Source organism: Corynebacterium sp., from assembly GCF_043426755.1.
In the GTDB taxonomy this organism is placed as follows: Bacteria; Actinomycetota; Actinomycetes; order Mycobacteriales; family Mycobacteriaceae; genus Corynebacterium.
Genome location: NZ_JBHWRP010000093.1, coordinates 1 through 16453, shown reverse-complemented (window position 1 = coordinate 16453; position 16453 = coordinate 1). Strand labels below are relative to the sequence as shown.

The window sequence follows — 16453 nt, the reverse complement described above, 5'->3', positions numbered from 1 at the left end:
CGGGGTAGGCACGACCACCGGGGCCGTCTCGCGCACCGCCTCGAGAACCTCGACCGGCGGTTGCCACCGCGGTGTGTCTGGGCCAATCCCCAAGCCGCGGCGCACCGCCCGGGCTTGAGGGGAGGACTCCGCGGGCAGCTGTGCGCGCCCCTGTGCCGTGACCAACCACTCGCGCTCACCATCAGTGGCTACTACGGCGTGATTCGCGGGCAAAGCAGTGGGCGCGGGTCCCGCCACCACACTGACCTCCTCGTTCCCACCCGCGGTGCATGCCGACCACGCCACAGCGGCAGAATCCTCAGGCGCAAAGACGGTGGGGGCAGATGCGATACCAACGGGCACCCCGCGACGCGCCTCTTCCAGATGCCCATCCCCAATGGATGCGGGTTCTGCTGCTTCACCGATGATCAGCCGCGCAGAAGTAAGATTCGTGACGGGGTGCAGGGCGTCGTCGATACGCACATACAGCGCACCGGACGATGCCCGCACGATCGACGCGTCACCCGGCGCGGCGTTGGGTTTCAGCCAGGCTAGAAGGCCCGCAACCCCGCCGATCAGCACGACCGCCACCACCCCAAGGATGGCTGCGCGGCGCCGGGCTGTCAGCGGATCATGAATCATGCGAATATCGCCGTAGAGCAGGCCGTGTTCGACCCTGCGGCGCAAAAACCTGTGGCCGGAGACCTGCGCACGCGTGGTCGGTAAAAACGTCCGTTCCTCCTGCTGAGGAGCCGGTTGTATAGGCGCGGTCACGTCAATCACTATCCCCCCGAATGAATCCCCCCTGCGAGCCCCTCTCACAGCGTGTGAACTAGCGAACAGTCTATTGCGTGATGCCGATCGCCTCAACCGCTGGGCGTGGGCGGGGCAGCGGATCAGACCCCGCCTGCTGCGCATCGATCTGCATCAACGTCAGTTCATAATCGGAGAAGGCCGCATCCACGGCGAAAATGACCGTGTCGTCTTGGCGGTACACCGGGGTGACACCTTCGGCGGTCCACAACCCGTGCAGCATCTGCCACTGTGGCTTCTGGAAGGCCCAGAAACTCCACGGGCTGGTGATGAAGAACTTCACGTTAAATTCTTCCGCAGCCTCATCCACCGCATTGGGCGCATTGGGCGCGCCCCGCTTTCCCTCACCCAGCAGGTGGGAATCCCAGTACAACGTGTCCGTGTTGGAGCCGCGCCCGCCGGCGGGCCACTGGTAGTGGCGGGACACCGTAGGAACACCGTTGTAGGCATAGAGCCATGAGTGCCCGTCGGAGGGATCGCCCATGGTTAGCCCCTCATAGGCCGCGGGCTGGGTGCCCAGCCAGTCGAAAGCTGCCCGATCATCGTCGTCCACCATGCGCTGGGAGGCACGGGGCGCGACGAAGGACGCACGCGCACCGCGGTCCGTAGAGTCCGTTACCCACCACGCGGCACCCCAGCCGACCAGCACGCCGACGACGACGGAAGCCGCCACCGTCGATCGCGTCCAGGCAGGGCTGTCATTGCGCGCGGCGACGGGTGCGAGCGTGAGCAATCGCACGAGCACTGCCACGCCCAGCCCGGCCATCGCGAAGACGATGATGGCCACCGGCATGATCAGGCGGTGCGCCATGTTGTAGTGCAGCGAGCCCACCAGTGTTGCCACTTCACCGATGATGCCGTCGAGGGGATACAGCGCCCCAACGGTGATCGACAGAAAGAACAGGTAGGTTGCCAGCAGCCAAACCTGCCGACGCCATATGACTGCGAATAGCGCTCCCACCAGGGCGAGCCACAGGATCACGGTGGGATCCCAGTCAAGGAAGAATTCGTCCACGTGGCGGGTGTTCATCGTGAACGCTTCTTCCCAGGCCTTCTCGAGAGTTTTGGCCTCGTCGCCGGTGAAGGCACCGACCTCCTCTGTCTGTTCGGAGCCCGTCAGCAGCTGCGGCAAGTACAGGATTGTGCCCACCAGCGCCGGGGCAAGCAGCCACACGGTATCGCGCAGCCTCGTCTGCGCCGGCGAGAACAGGAGATACAGCAGCCAGTAAAGCCCAACCGCCAGCGCAACGACAGTCACGGCTGAAGGATGCAGCTGCACCACGCCGATGAATCCCAGCATCGTCGCTAGAGCACCCACATGCCGGTGAACCACGCCGGCGAACTGGGCGGTGACCACGCCTGTCAGACAGATCGCTAAGAGGTATGGCCAAGCGCCCACGTAGTCGCCGATCCAGATCAGCACGGGCGAAGCGTAGGCCGCGATCGCCGCAAAGGCTGCTCCCAGCTGGAACATGACAGAACGCGTGCCGACGACCACCCCGACGATCCCCACCATCGTCAAAGGTAATGCCACCGCCGGCGCGACGATACTCATCAAGTTTGTTGCCTCGATGGGCTCCCCCCCAGTCGCCTCAGCGATCAACGCTGTCGCAGCGTGGAAACCGGAAGGATAAAGCAGTTGCGCCTGCGTTTCAAAGTTTTGCAGTTCACCCATTCGGGTCGGCGAGGCGACCCCTTCCTCCACGATGAAGCGCACCGCATTCGCATGCCACTGCACATCCCAGCCTTGGAAGATACTTCCCATGCCGTGGGGCAGGCCTTCGAGCCAACGCAGCTTCGAGCTGATCAACAACCACGCCGAGGTGGCTACGCCCGCAGCTGGAAGAATCCAGGTGGGATCAGCGATGCTGTCTTTCCTCCAGCCACCGGGCCAGAGGGCGTCGCGCCAGGTAACAGCGCCGTTACGACGAGCCTTCTTGGCAAAAGCCCAGCGCCACACCCCGGCCAGGGCGAGCACAACCAACCACATGAGAATGAAGGTCACCCAGTTGAAGGGCAGCTCTGTCAGCCCCCAGAACCACGCGGCTAGTCCGACGATGCCGAAGGTGACTGGCATACCCGCAAACAGCGCGGCCGGGATTTTGAGACCTGATACCCAGGCAACAAAGAAGCCAGGCAGCACAAGAACGGCAATCGCCGTCCATACCGCTGCAGCGATACTCATGATGCTTGCTGCCTCCCTTAAGACACCGTGCTATGTGAGAAAAGTGTAGCCCTGAACCCCGCGCTACTTAGGTATTGGTCTGCGCTTGGACCTCACCTGGATCCCGTTTGTCACGGGTCATGGCGTTACGGGCGGACAGCTGGTCATCCGGCGGGTAGGTCACCCCCATCATCGTTAGCCCGCGTGCTGGGGCCAGCGGGACGTCCGGGCTACGCTGCTGCTGGCCGAGTAAGAGCTGGGTCCAGGCTTCGTCTCGGCGCCCCTCCCCGACCACAAGGCTTGCACCAACCAAAGCGCGGACCATGTTCCAGCAAAACGCATCGGCCGTAATTTCCGCGACATACAGCTGGGGTTCGTAAGGCGTCGAGATGTCCCGCCAGGTGAAAGACTGCACATCCCGAATCGTCGTAGAGTGCGGACGTGGCTTGCAGAAGGCGGCGAAGTCATGCAGACCGACTAAGGCATCGGCCACTTCTTGCATCGCCTCTACATCCACGGGTTTGATCCAGTGGGCTGTATCCCTCACACGCATCGGCAACGGGCCACCTGGGTGGGTGGTCACGCGGTAATGGTAGGTGCGGGCGAGTGCTGAGAAACGGGCGTCGAAATGCTCAGGAGCAAACGACACCTGATCGACGCGGATGTCCCCTGGCAGGAAACGCCCGAGGCGTCGCACCAAGCGCGTGGGATCGCCGTCGATAGTTCGCTGGTTCAGGCTGGCCTCCGGAATGTCACAGTGCGCAACCTGCGCGGCGGCGTGGACACCGGCGTCGGTGCGGCCTGCCACGGTCAGGCGCACTGGCACGCGGAGGATCGTCGTTAATGCGTCTTCCAGCGTTTCCTGCACGGTGCGCACCGGCCCGTCAGCGCCAGGTTTTTGGCGTGCCCACCCGTGGAAATCGGTGCCGTCATAGGCCAGGTCAAGCCTTAATCGCCGCGTGCCGCAATCCACGGGTTCTTCGTCGGCAGAGCGCGCCTTCGCGTTGTTGTGTGCAGTCTCCATGATGGGACTAAGAGTACCAAGTACCTGCAGACATGCTGACGCCCCCTGCGCCGCGCTGTGGCGGTGCAGGGGGCGATCTCAAAGAGACAGGGGAAGGATTACTTCTCCTCGTCCTCCTTGGCTTCTTCAGCTTCGGCAGACTCTTCAGCCTCTACAGACTCTTCAGCAGGTGCGTCCTCAGCCTCAGCTGGGGTTTCCTCTGCTGCGGTCTCCTCGGCCTTCTCTTCCTCAACTGGCTCTTCTGCCTGCTTGGAAGCTGCTGCGCGAGCTGCGCGGTTGGATTCCTTGGCCTCTACTTCCTCGAGGACGAGGGAGATCTGAGACATTGGAGCGTTGTCACCTGCGCGGTTTTCCAGCTTGATGATGCGGGTGTAGCCGCCATCGCGGTTCTCGAAGCTCGATGCGAGCTCGTCGAACAAGTAGTTAACAACGTTCTTGTTAGGAATGTGCTTGAGCACCTCACGACGGTCGTGGACGGAGCCAGACTTCGCGCGAGTGATCAGCTTTTCGACGTATGGACGCAGGACCTTTGCCTTAGCGTCGGTCGTCTTGATTGCGCCGTGCTCGAACAGTGCAGCTGCAAGGTTGGACAGAATGTGCTTCTGGTTGCTTGCAGAGCTGCCGAAACGGGCGCCCTTCTTTGGGGTAGGCATTTTCGTACTCCTCGTGTGCGGTTAGTTGAGCGCTTGGGCTCTATTTACTCAGTCTCTTCCGCGCCACCATCGACGTAGTCGCCGGTTTCGGCGTCATAGCCCTCGATCTGGGTCGGGTCGAAATCTTCCGGTGCATCCTTCAGGGTCAGGCCCAACGAAGCAAGCTTAATCTTGACCTCGTTGATGGACTTCTGGCCGAAGTTACGGATATCCAGCAGGTCCGATTCAGTGCACTCTGCGAGCTCACCGACGGTGTGGATTTCCTGGCGCTTCAGGCAGTTGTAGGAGCGAACGGAGAAGTTGAGATCCTCAATCGGCAGGTTGTATGCAGCGATGTACTCGGTCTCCTGCGGGGAGGGGCCGATCTCGATGCCTTCTGCCTCAGTGTTGAGCTCACGGGCCAGGCCGAACAGTTCAACGAGGGTGGAACCTGCAGATGCTAACGCGTCACGTGCGCTCATGGAGTTCTTGGTCTCCACATCGATGACCAGCTTGTCAAAGTCAGTGCGCTGCTCAACACGAGTAGCTTCGACCTTGTAGCTGACCTTCAGCACTGGCGAGTAGATCTGGTCAACCGGGATGCGGCCGACCTCACCTGCAGAGTCTGGCATTGCTGGGACGTAGCCACGGCCACGCTCAACAACCAGTTCCATGTCCAGCTTTGCCTGCTCATTCAGGGTCGCGATGTGCAGATCCGGGTTATGGATCTCCACACCCGCTGGCGGCTGGATGCTGCCTGCGGTGACCTGACCAGGTCCTTCAGCGGACAGGTACATGACAACCGGCTCGTCGGAGTCGGAGGACAGCACCAGGTCCTTGATGTTCAGGATGATCTCCGAAACGTTTTCCTTCACACCGTTAATGGTGGTGAACTCGTGCAGCACACCATCAATCTTGATGGAGGTGACGGCTGCGCCCGGGATGGACGACAGCAGCACGCGACGAAGGGAGTTACCGAGGGTGTAGCCGAAACCTGGCTCGAGTGGCTCGATGACGAACTTCGAACGGTTGGTATCGATGTAGTCCTCGGTGAGTTGAGGACGCTGTGAAATGAGCATGAACTTCTCCTTTGGCGACCGCTATATGACGCCTAGAGGGGTGAATATTCTTGGAAGATTTCCCCGGACCCTCTCGAAGCAGCGCACAAGATGCGGGCTGCGGCGATGGGGTACGGAGGTGAAGTGATTACTTCGAGTAGAGCTCGACGATGAGCTGCTCCTGGATGGGCACCTCAATCTGAGCGCGCTCGGGCAACTGGTGCACGAGAATGCGCATGGTCTCCGGAACGACCTGGAGCCATGCAGGGACAACGGAATCAACCAGGTTGTCCTGTGCTTCCTCGAACCAGATCATCTTGCGGGACTTATCGCGAACATCGATGATGTCGTACTGAGTCACCTTGAAAGATGGGACATTGGTCTTCTTACCGTTGACGGTGAAGTGGCCGTGGGAGACCAGCTGACGCGCCTGACGGCGGGTGCGAGCCAGGCCTGCACGGTAGACAACGTTGTCCAGACGGGATTCGAGCAGGATCAGCAGGTTGTCACCGGTCTTACCAGGCAGGCGGTTCGCCTCCTCGTAGTAGCGGCGGAACTGCTTCTCCATGACACCGTAGGTGAAACGAGCCTTCTGCTTTTCCTGCAGCTGCAGGAGGTACTCGGATTCCTTGATGCGAGCGCGGCCAGCCTGCCCCGGAGGGTATGGGCGACGCTCGAAGGACATGTCGCCGCCGACGAGATCGACGCGGAGACGACGGGACTTGCGGGTTGCTGGGCCGGTATAACGAGCCATGATTTAAACCTCTTTCCTTTTCCCTTTAGACGCGACGACGCTTCGCGGGACGGCAGCCGTTGAATGGCTGTGGCGTCACGTCGGAGATCGAGGACACTTCTAGGCCTGCAGCCTGGAGGGAACGGATTGCGGTTTCACGACCGGAACCTGGGCCCTTAACGAAAACGTCAACCTTCTTCATGCCATGATCCATTGCCTTGCGTGCAGCGTTCTCTGCAGCCATCTGTGCGGCGAATGGGGTGGACTTACGGGAGCCCTTGAACCCGACGTGGCCGGAAGATGCCCAAGAGATCACAGCACCGGAGGCGTCGGTAATCGACACGATGGTGTTGTTGAAGGTGGACTTGATGTACGCGTGGCCCTGGGCCACGTTCTTCTTAATGACGCGGCGTCCGCGACGAGACTTAGGAGGCATTGATTACTTCTTCTTTCCTGCGATGGTCTTCTTCGGACCCTTACGGGTACGAGCATTGGTCTTGGTGCGCTGACCACGAACTGGCAGGCCACGACGGTGGCGCAGTCCCTGGTAGGAGCCAATTTCAATCTTGCGGCGGATGTCAGCCTGAACTTCGCGGCGGAGGTCACCCTCCACCTTCCAGCTCGCTTCGATCACGTCACGCAGAGCGGCTACCTGATCATCGGTCAGGTTGTCGGTGCGCAGGTCAGGGGAAATGCCGGTCTCTTCCAGCAGGTGCTTAGCGCGTGCTGGGCCGATGCCATAGATGTAGGTAAGTGCGATCTCCATGCGCTTATTGCGCGGCAGATCAACACCAGCTAGACGTGCCATGTGGTACGTGCCTTTCGGGTTGTTACGATGGTTTTCTCCCTATCCGTCCACGCCAACCGACGCTTGCCCCGGACCGTTTCCGGGCTTTGGGTCGTGATCCACGCGGCTCCAGCCATCGCAGCCGGAGGTAAAAACAGGGTCGTCGCACAGTGCGACGGCCCCTGGGTAAGGAGGCTTATGTTCTTACTTGTAGCGGTAGGTAATGCGGCCGCGGTCCAAGTCATAAGGAGACAGCTCCACGACGACTCGGTCCTCAGGCAGGATGCGGATGTAGTGCTGGCGCATCTTGCCACTGATGTGAGCAAGAACCTTGTGCCCGTTGTCTAGTTCGACACGAAACATTGCGTTTGGCAAAGGCTCGATAATCTTGCCTTCGACCTCAATTGCGCCTTCTTTAGCCATAAACTCCACATTCCCGGCAATCGCTTAACGACGATTACCTGCAATTACGTACTGTTACTCAAGTGGTGTGGCAACAATTACACACACCAACGTCCGACTATAGTACGCGAGCTGGGAAAATCAAAACTCCCCGTACCACTACGTGCAGGGTACAGGGAGATTGGTTGTCGTTAGTGCTGAAGCTCTTAGAGACGGCCGTTAGGAACGCCGCGGTCCAGGTCACCCCAGACGTAGACATCATCACCGATGTTCAGCGAATCGTAGAACACCTTCGCGTCCCCTGGCGGTACGTGGACGCAGCCGTGGGACAGCAGCTTCGGGTCGCCCTGGTGGAAAGCGATGCCGTTGTAGGTGAAGTACACCGAATATGGCATCGGCGCCATGTTGAACTCGTAGGACACTTCGTCCTTCACCTTGCGATTAACCTTGTGCCAGCCTTCAGGGGTGTCCCAGCCGTTCGCACCGGTGGAGACAGGGACTGGGCCGTAGGTGAGCACGCCATCCTTCTGCAGCCATGCGCGCTGGCCAATCACGTCGATGCAGGCTTCGGCTGCCGGTGGGCATGGGCCGGGGGAGGCCTGCTGCTGGCGCTGCTGTTCTGCCACCCGTGCTGCTTCCGCCTGGCGGCGCTGCTCCTCCGCAAGACGGTAAGCCTCTGCGTTCTTCTGGCCGACCAGGCCTGGGTGGAAGAACTCGACACCGTTGTCAACGGCGTCCTTGAGGATCTTGGTGTGCGCGCCAGCCGGCAGAGTATCGATCTGACGGTGCAGCTCATTACGGGTCTGCCATCCACCTTCACGAGCCTGCTCTGGGGTAGGAAGGCCTAGCGCGCTGGAAAGCTCGGCTTCGTTGGCGGGCAACGCAGGCAGATCGGTAGGCAACGCCGGCATGTTGCTGGACAGGTCCGGCATTGGCACCTGCTGCGCGTGAGCCTGGGCGGGAACAGACGCGACAGCCATGACAGTGGCTGCGGCGACAGCGATTAAACGGCGGGAAAACTTCGACATACGCAGATCATAACCCTTGCTGCATCAATCGGATACTCGACACTAAAAATGGTTAGCTTCTGGGGGTAAGAATCCGGGGGCCCTGACTAGTCGCGGCCACCGTGTGCTCCCAGTGAGCTGCGGGAGAACCGTCGAGGGTCACCACAGTCCAATCGTCGTCGAGCACCTCCGAGTCCACTCCCCCACCCAGAATGAGCATCGGCTCAATCGCCAGCACGCTGCCCTCCTGGATCAGCGGGCCCTTGCCCGGCTTACCCTCGTTCGCCAGGTAGGGATCTTCGTGCATCGTGCGGCCAATCCCGTGGCCGCCGTAGCCGTCCAGAATGCCCAGCTTGATCCCGAAGTCTCGCTCAGCCTTGTACGTTGCCTGCTCAAGCGCGTGCGACACATCCGTCAGGCGATTGCCCGGAACCATGGCCTGCAAACCTTCCATCAGCACCTGCTCGGTAGCGCGATTGAGCTTATCGACGTCCGCCTCAAGCTCGCCGACTCCGAAACTCCAAGCGGAGTCCCCCACCCAGCCTTCGTAGGTGGCTCCGCAATCGATGGAGACCAGATCGCCTTCTTTCAGCACGAGCTCGTCGGTGGGGATGCCGTGGACGACAACATCGTTGACGCTGGAGCAGATCGATCCGGTAAAACCTTGGTAGCCCAGGAAGGTCGGGACGGCTCCATGGGAACGGATCACTTCCTCCGCAACCTTATCCAGGTCTGCGGTGGTTGCCCCCGGTACTGCGGCCGTGCGTACTTCCTGCAGGGCGATTCCGACGATGCGGCCAGCGGCCTCCATGGCGTCCAGTTCGTCCGGTGTCTTCGCCGGGATCATTTTCTTGCGTTTGCGGAACACCATGCTGGCGTTGCCTCCTTGTGCTGTAGCAGTGTTGTAGCAGCAAAAACCGGCACCCACTAATTTGGGGCGCCGGCCTGTGCAGAGTTTTTCGTCGAAAAGCGAGCGTTTACTTGCCCAGCTTCTCCATTGCGCGAGCGTTGACCTCGTCGACCTCGCCCTCGGCGTCGATCGCGATGATCTTGTCGCCGTAGAAGTCGGTGACAGGCTTGGTCTTCTCGCGGTACTCCTCGAGGCGGGTGCGGATGGTCTCCTCGTTATCATCGGCACGGCCGCGGGCAAGCATGCGCTCCACGACGACGTCCTCGTCGATCTCGAAGCTGAGCACACCGTCGAGCTTGGTGCCGTTCTTCTGCAGCATCTCATCCAGGATTTCTGCCTGGGCGGTGTTGCGTGGGAAACCGTCGAGGAGGAAACCGTTAGCAGCGTCTTCCTCTGCGAGGCGGGATTCCACCATGCGCACGGTCACCTCATCTGGGACCAGCTTGCCGGCATCGATGTAGCTCTTTGCTTCGACACCCAGCGGAGTGCCCTCGCCGATGTTGGCGCGGAACAGGTCACCGGTAGAGATGTGCGGGACGTTGAGCTTTTCGGACAGGATTGCTGCCTGGGTGCCCTTGCCTGCCCCTGGAGGGCCAAGAAGTACAAGTCGCATTATTTCAGAAGTCCTTCGTAATTGGATTGGAGGAGCTGGGATTCAATTTGCTTCACCGTGGTCAGGGCCACGGACACCATAATGAGGATTGCGGTACCGCCGAACGACGACATCATGGACTGGGAACCAAGGCCCATATCCAGTGCGATATTCGGCATCACAGCGATCACGGCCAGGTAGATCGCGCCGACAAATAGCAGGCGGTTCATCACAAAGGACAAGTACTGTGCGGTTGGTCGACCCGGTCGAATACCCGGGATAAACCCACCGTACTTCTTCATATTCTCCGCCTGGTCACTTGGGTCATACTGAATCGACACATAGAAGTAGGAGAAGAAAATGATCAGTGCGAAGTACACCAGGATGTACTGCCACGACGATGGGGACTGCAGCCAGCTCATGACGTTGCGCTGCCACCAGTTATCCGGCGGGGTGGCCTGGTTGGAGTAGACGATCTGCGTGATCAGCACCGGCATGTACATCAGCGAGGACGCGAAGATAACTGGGATCACGCCGGCCTGGTTAACCTTCAGCGGCAGGTAAGTCGAGGAGCCACCGTACTGACGACGACCGACCATGCGCTTTGCGTACTGCACCGGGATGCGGCGCTGGCCCTGCTCGATGAAGATGATGCCCACCACGAGCACGATGACGGCCACAAGCACGATCGCGAAGACCAGGCCGCCGGACTGCTCCAGGATATTCATGCCGTCGGTTGGCAGGCGGGTTGCGATACCGGCGAAAATCAGCAGCGACATACCGTTGCCCACGCCCTTTTCGGTGATGATCTCACCGAGCCACATCACCAGCACCGCACCAGAGGTCATCACCACAACCATCATGATCAAGGTGAACAGGTTGCGGTCCTCCACCAGGACGGGCACACCTTGACCCAGAAGCTGCTCACGGTCCGCCAAGGCCACGATGCCGGCCGACTGCAGCAGTGCCAGCGCTACCGTGAGGTAGCGCGTGTACTGCGTCATCTTGGTTTGGCCGGACTGGCCTTCCTTCTTCAGTTCCTCGAACTTCGGAATCACCACGGTGAGAAGCTGCACGATAATCGAGGCCGTAATGTACGGCATAATGCCGATCGCAAAGATCGACAGCTGCAGCAGTGCACCACCAGAGAACAGGTTGATAACGGAGAACACGGACGCGCCTTCGTCGGCAAGCGCGCTCAAGCGGCCGGCGATGGCACCGTAGTCAACGCCCGGGGTCGGGATCTGGGCACCGATGCGATACAGAATTATCAGCGCAAGAGTGATCAGGATCTTCTTGCGCAGATCCGGATCCTTAAACACCTGAAGAATGGCGGACACAAAGCCTCCTGGCTTCCATCAAGACTGTGAACTGGTGGAAGATCGTGGAATTTCACCAGCGCAACGCATACGGGCGCGCGCCTGACATTATTGACGTTCCTACCCTACCAGCCGGATGTCCAATTGCCCGATTTCGGGCTGTTTAATTTCACCTAAATTACATCCAGGCGATAGTGAAAGGGTTAGTCATACCTAACTTGACCCAATAATTGTGCACCGGTAGCCTGAAACTAAAGTTGCATTTTCTGCACTTATGGAGCCATTAGTTGAAAGGGTTTTGATGACTTCAGCAACACCACAGGCCTCCCCCACCGGCCCTACTGAACAGCCTTCGCAGTCCGGCATTAACCGCCGCGGCTTCCTCAAGTGGTCCGGCCTCGTCGGTGGCACCGCGCTCGCTGTAGGTGCGGCCGGGGCGGCAGGTCCCGGTGGAGGCACGCTCCTGAGCGGCGCTCCCGGCGTGGGCCCAGCAAACGCTGCCGAGAATTCTCCAGACCCTGACTTTGTGTGGTCTTCGTGCACCGTGAACTGCGGTTCCCGTTGCCCACTCAAGCTCCAGGTGGAAGACGGCCGCGTGACCCGCGTCCTCCCGGAAGATGAAGGCGACAACGAGATTGGTTCGCAGCAGATCCGCGCGTGCGTGCGTGGCCGCTCGATCCGCCACCGCATCTACAACCCTGATCGCCTCAAGACACCCCTGAAGCGCAAGCCCGGCACCGAACGCGGCGCTGGCGAGTGGGAGGAAATCTCCTGGGACCAGGCGCTGGATGAGATCGCCGACAAGATGAAGGAACTCATCGCCGACTATGGCAATGAGTCCATCTACCTCAGCTACGGCACCGGCACACTCGGCGGCACGATTGCGCGCTCCTGGCCACCCGCGGAGACGCCCTTCGCGCGCTTCATGAACCTGATCGGCGGTTACCTCAACCACTATTCCGACTACTCCACCGCGCAGATCACCGCCGCCAAGCCCTACCATTACGGCGGTTGGGTCACGTCGAACTCTTTCGACGACGTGAAGAACTCCAAGCTGCAGGTGATGTTCGGCAACAACCCGCTGGAGACCCGCATGTCTGGTGGCGGCGAGATTTTCGTCACCCAGCAGATCAAGAAGAAGCACGGCGTGCGCACCATCGTGATTGATCCGCGCTATTCGGAGACCTCGGTGGGCTTGGGCGACCAGTGGGTTGCGCTGCGCCCCGGCACCGACGCCGCGCTCATCGCAGGCCTTGCGCACGTGCTTATCGACGAAGACCTCCACGACCAGGAATTCTTGGACAAGTACTGCATCGGTTTCGACGAAGACCATATGCCTGAAGGGGCGCCGGAAAACGCCTCCTACCGCTCCTATATTGAGGGCAAGGGCCCTGACGGCGTGGAGAAGACCCCCGAGTGGGCCGCCAGGATCACCGGTGTGCCGGCAGAGGAGATCCGCCAGCTGGCGCGTGAAATGGGCACCGCTCAGCCGGTGTCGATTACCCAGGGGTGGGGCCCGCAGCGCCACGCCAATGGTGAAAACCAGGCGCGTGCCGTCTTTACCCTGGCCGCGATGCTGGGCCAGATCGGTATCCCTGGTGGCGGTACTGGTGCGCGCGAGGGCTCGGCTGCTTTGCCGATGACATACCCGTTCAACACGCAGTACGAGAATCCGGTAGAAACCTCGATCCCGGTGGCGATGTGGACCCAGGCCGTAGACCACGGCGAGGAGATGACCGCAACCCACGACGGTGTGCAGGGCAAGGACAAGCTGGATGTGCCCATCAAGATGTTGTGGCAGTACGCCGGCAACACGCACACCAACCAGCACTCGGATTTGAACCGCACCATCGAACTGCTCAAGGATGACTCCAAGGCAGAGTTGGTCGTCGTAAGTGATATCCAAATGACGGTATCGGCGCGCTACGCCGACTACGTGCTACCGGATGCCTCGACCGCGGAACAGGTCGACGTGATCCAGCAGGGCTCTGCCGGCAACCTCGAGTACACGATCCTCGCATCGCCTGCGATCAAGCCCCTGTATGACTGCCGCCCGATCTACGATGTGGTCGCCGACCTGGCCGAGCGCTTCGGTGTGCGCGACAAGTTCACCGAGGGACGCACCCAAGAAGAGTGGGTGAAGTACACCCTGGACGAATCGCGTAAGGAAATCCCAGAGCTTCCCGAATATGAGGAGCTCAAGGAAATGGGTGTGTGGCGCCGCGAGGGCGAATCCGTGATTGCACTGCAGGACTTCCGCGAGGCCCCAGAGGCCAACCCCCTGGAAACGCCTAGTGGCAAGATCGAGATCTTCTCCGAAACACTGCACAAGATGATCGACGAGTGGGAATTCGACGATTCCATCCCCGGCAACAAACTGACTGCCCTGCCGGAGCACGTCGACACGTGGGAGGGCGCGAAGGCCGCCGCGGAGAACAAGGAGTACCCACTGCAAGTCATTGGCCACCACACGAAGGGTCGCACGCACTCGTCGTACGGCAACGTGGACTGGCTTCGCGACGATGCCCACCCGCAGGTGCTGTGGATCAACCCGATCGACGCCAATCAACGCGGTATCGAAAATGACGACGAAGTCTACGCCTTCAACGGGCGTGGCCGCATCAAGTCCATCGCGCGCGTGACCCCGCGCATCGCACCGGGAGTGATCTCCATCCCGCAGGGCTCATGGTTTAACCCCAAGGACGGCGGGGTGGACGAAGGTGCCTCGGTGAATACCTTGACCAGTTGGCAACCATCGCCGCTGGGCAAGGGCAACGCCCAGCACACCGCCATCTGCCAGGTCGAGAAAGCTTAAGTGAAGGGACACACAAACAATGGCTAAATCAACAGCTGATACCAGCAAGGACAGGCTGAACAAGCGCCTGGGCTTCTACTTTGACCAAAGCTTGTGCAACGGCTGCAAGGCCTGCCAAATCGCCTGCAAGGACAAGCACGACACCCCGATCGGCGTGAACTGGCGCCGTGTGGTGGAGTACTCCGGCGGCGACTGGGCCACCAACGCCGACGGCGTGATGCAGAACAACACCTTTACTTACTACACCTCCATCTCCTGCAACCACTGCGATAACCCAGTGTGTACGCAGGTCTGTCCCACTACCGCCATGCATGTCGGCGAAGACGGCGTGGTCTCCGTCGACCCGGACAAGTGCGTGGGCTGCCGCTACTGCGAATGGGCCTGCCCTTACTCCGCACCACAGTTCAACGTGGAAACCGGTGTGATGACAAAGTGCGACCTGTGCGCGGACTATCGCTCCGAGGGCAAGGACCCGGCATGTGTGGATTCCTGCCCGTCGCGCGCGCTGGACTGGGGCCCGATCGATGAGCTGCGCGAAAAGTACGGCGACGTCAACGGCATCGCCCCGCTGCCCGACCCTTCCCTGACCGAGCCCCGCCTAGCCATCACCCCGCACAAGGATGCGAAGCGATGGGACCGTTCGCAGGCCGGCGAGATCGCCAATCCAACAGAGATTTAAGTGAGTCAGTACCGTGAATTTGCATGAATGGCCCCTAACTTTCTTCACCGTCTTTGGGCAGATGGCGGTCGGCGCGTTCTTCGTGCTCGGCTGCATCACCGTGTTCGGGCGGATGCGCTACTCCAGCAACGCGGTGAACCGCATCTGTGTGCCGGCGCTCTACGCGATCGGCCCGATCATGATCGCCGGTTTCTTCATGGCGTTCTTCCACCTGGGCAATCCCCTGAACGCGCCGAATGTAATCCGCAATATCGGCTCCTCAGGTCTCACCCAGGAGCTCGTCGCAGGTTGTATCTTCGCAGGGCTTGGTTTCCTTTTCGCCGCGTGCCAGTTCTTTGACTGGTTCTCCGTGCGGGTCCGCGCGGGCATCGCCGTGCTGACTGCCCTGACCGGCATCGTGTTCATCTACACCATGGCGAACCTCTACATGCTGCCAACGATTCCTGCGTGGAACCGCTGGACCACACCCGCCACCTTCTACCTCTCGGGCGCGGTCACCGGCCTGCTGGCGATCGCCGTGGCACTGACCGCCTACAACTGGCTCGAGGACTCCCCTCTGATCAAGCGCCTCATCCCTTCTGCGCGGAACGAAGATCAGACTCCAGAGCAGAAGGAAGAGGTTTGGGAGCTCATCCACGCAAGCCTGCGCTGGATCGGTATCGCCTTGACCGTGGTTGTCCCGCTGATCTTCGTGGTCATGGTCTTCATCCACTCGCGCCCGGCCGGTCCCAACGAGTCCGAGTACGCCTTCAATACAACCGCTTTTGTCATCCGCATCGTCCTGCTGCTGATTGGCGCGTTGATTGTCGGCCTGATCTTGGCCTTCGGCCACCGCCGTGCGCGCCCCAGCGGCCTGCACATGACGCTGATCACCGTGGCGTATATCGCGGTTGTTATCGCGGAGTTGATCAGCCGCTTCCTGTTCTACGGCGCTGTCGATAAGGTGGGCATTTGATGGATAGGCTAGCAATTGCCGCGGACATCGTCGGACAGCTCTACCTGTCCGTCCCCCGCCCTGAACTACGCACGGCGCTTAACGACGAACAGTTCTTGCGCGACTGGCCCCTCGCGGATGAGCATTCCGCCCAGGCGGTGCAGCTCCTCCTTGAGGCAGAGCCCGATACCGAAGAAGAACTCAAACGCGATCACCTGTACCTCTTCACCGGTATCGGGGCCCCTTTGGCCCAGCCCTATGAATCCCCCTACTTCGCCCCCGACGGTCTGGTCATGGATACTGCCACCGCCGAGGTCACCGAGGTCTACCGCCAGGTGGGGTTCAGCACCGGCACCGCCACGATGCCCGACGACCACATCGGTTTCCAACTGATGTGCATCGGCCACATGGCCCGCGGTCACGCTTCTGCTGACGACATCGCTCAGTTCGTCGAGCAGCACCTGGGCCGTTTCGCCGACAAAGTGATGGCTGGTGTCGACGAACACGCCCGCACCGCAATCTACCGCGCACTGCCCGACCTGACCCGCGGTGTCATCGCGGCAGCACTCTAAGGTCCGCCCCAGCCCTCTCTGTGCAAACACACG

General features: G+C 60.7%; 17 protein-coding genes. 4 read left to right on the top strand and 13 right to left on the bottom strand.

Annotation, left to right across the window (positions count from 1 at the left end; all coding sequences use genetic code 11):
• From eccB to secY, 13 genes are all read right to left on the bottom strand, one after another.
• Window positions 1–753: type VII secretion protein EccB (gene eccB / locus ACHFGA_RS09515; RefSeq protein WP_394282145.1), on the bottom strand; the 753-nt coding region annotated here is incomplete at its 3' end.
• Window positions 754–823: 70 nt separating this feature from the next.
• Window positions 824–2977, bottom strand: coding sequence for a DUF6541 family protein (locus tag ACHFGA_RS09510; protein WP_394282144.1), 2154 nt, complete (start codon window positions 2975–2977; stop codon window positions 824–826).
• A 67-nt stretch (window positions 2978–3044) separates the two neighbouring features.
• Entirely contained in the window at window positions 3045–3980 is a 936-nt protein-coding gene (gene truA, locus ACHFGA_RS09505; protein ID WP_394282143.1) for a tRNA pseudouridine(38-40) synthase TruA, read from the bottom strand.
• 98 nt (window positions 3981–4078) lie between these two features.
• A complete protein-coding gene (gene rplQ / locus ACHFGA_RS09500) occupies window positions 4079–4633 on the bottom strand; it encodes a 50S ribosomal protein L17 (RefSeq protein WP_394282142.1) in 555 nt (184 codons plus the stop codon).
• A 44-nt stretch (window positions 4634–4677) separates the two neighbouring features.
• The gene (locus ACHFGA_RS09495; protein WP_394282141.1) at window positions 4678–5691 is read right to left on the bottom strand and encodes a DNA-directed RNA polymerase subunit alpha; all 1014 of its coding nucleotides are present in this window, start codon (window positions 5689–5691) and stop codon (window positions 4678–4680) included.
• Between the two features lie 127 nt (window positions 5692–5818).
• Window positions 5819–6424 carry a 30S ribosomal protein S4 gene (rpsD, locus tag ACHFGA_RS09490; protein ID WP_394282140.1) on the bottom strand — a complete coding sequence of 202 codons (606 nt, stop codon included), beginning with the start codon at window positions 6422–6424 and terminating at the stop codon, window positions 5819–5821.
• Between the two features lie 25 nt (window positions 6425–6449).
• The gene (gene rpsK / locus ACHFGA_RS09485) at window positions 6450–6839 is read right to left on the bottom strand and encodes a 30S ribosomal protein S11 (protein ID WP_018581657.1); all 390 of its coding nucleotides are present in this window, start codon (window positions 6837–6839) and stop codon (window positions 6450–6452) included.
• A 3-nt stretch (window positions 6840–6842) separates the two neighbouring features.
• The gene (gene rpsM, locus ACHFGA_RS09480) at window positions 6843–7211 is read right to left on the bottom strand and encodes a 30S ribosomal protein S13 (protein ID WP_394282139.1); all 369 of its coding nucleotides are present in this window, start codon (window positions 7209–7211) and stop codon (window positions 6843–6845) included.
• Between the two features lie 183 nt (window positions 7212–7394).
• A complete protein-coding gene (infA, locus tag ACHFGA_RS09475) occupies window positions 7395–7613 on the bottom strand; it encodes a translation initiation factor IF-1 (protein ID WP_018581655.1) in 219 nt (72 codons plus the stop codon).
• Window positions 7614–7798: 185 nt separating this feature from the next.
• Complete coding sequence (locus ACHFGA_RS09470; protein WP_394282138.1) at window positions 7799–8620, bottom strand: L,D-transpeptidase; 822 nt, start codon at window positions 8618–8620, stop codon at window positions 7799–7801.
• 52 nt (window positions 8621–8672) lie between these two features.
• A complete protein-coding gene (gene map, locus ACHFGA_RS09465; RefSeq protein WP_394282137.1) occupies window positions 8673–9470 on the bottom strand; it encodes a type I methionyl aminopeptidase in 798 nt (265 codons plus the stop codon).
• 106 nt (window positions 9471–9576) lie between these two features.
• Window positions 9577–10122, bottom strand: coding sequence for an adenylate kinase (locus tag ACHFGA_RS09460; protein WP_018581652.1), 546 nt, complete (start codon window positions 10120–10122; stop codon window positions 9577–9579).
• Window positions 10122–11441, bottom strand: coding sequence for a preprotein translocase subunit SecY (secY, locus tag ACHFGA_RS09455; RefSeq protein WP_394282136.1), 1320 nt, complete (start codon window positions 11439–11441; stop codon window positions 10122–10124). The genes ACHFGA_RS09460 and secY overlap by 1 nt, the downstream gene beginning before the upstream one ends.
• A 280-nt stretch (window positions 11442–11721) precedes the next feature.
• Between secY and ACHFGA_RS09450 the strand changes: the two genes are divergently transcribed.
• The 4 genes from ACHFGA_RS09450 to ACHFGA_RS09435 are packed head-to-tail and all read left to right on the top strand — an operon-like array spanning window position 11722 to window position 16420.
• The gene (locus ACHFGA_RS09450) at window positions 11722–14235 is read left to right on the top strand and encodes a DMSO/selenate family reductase complex A subunit (RefSeq protein ID WP_394282135.1); all 2514 of its coding nucleotides are present in this window, start codon (window positions 11722–11724) and stop codon (window positions 14233–14235) included.
• 19 nt (window positions 14236–14254) lie between these two features.
• Entirely contained in the window at window positions 14255–14914 is a 660-nt protein-coding gene (locus ACHFGA_RS09445; protein ID WP_394282134.1) for a DMSO/selenate family reductase complex B subunit, read from the top strand.
• 13 nt (window positions 14915–14927) lie between these two features.
• Complete coding sequence (locus ACHFGA_RS09440) at window positions 14928–15869, top strand: dimethyl sulfoxide reductase anchor subunit family protein (protein ID WP_394282133.1); 942 nt, start codon at window positions 14928–14930, stop codon at window positions 15867–15869.
• Window positions 15869–16420 carry a molecular chaperone gene (locus ACHFGA_RS09435; protein ID WP_394282132.1) on the top strand — a complete coding sequence of 184 codons (552 nt, stop codon included), beginning with the start codon at window positions 15869–15871 and terminating at the stop codon, window positions 16418–16420. The genes ACHFGA_RS09440 and ACHFGA_RS09435 overlap by 1 nt, the downstream gene beginning before the upstream one ends.
• Window positions 16421–16453: the final 33 nt, after the last annotated feature.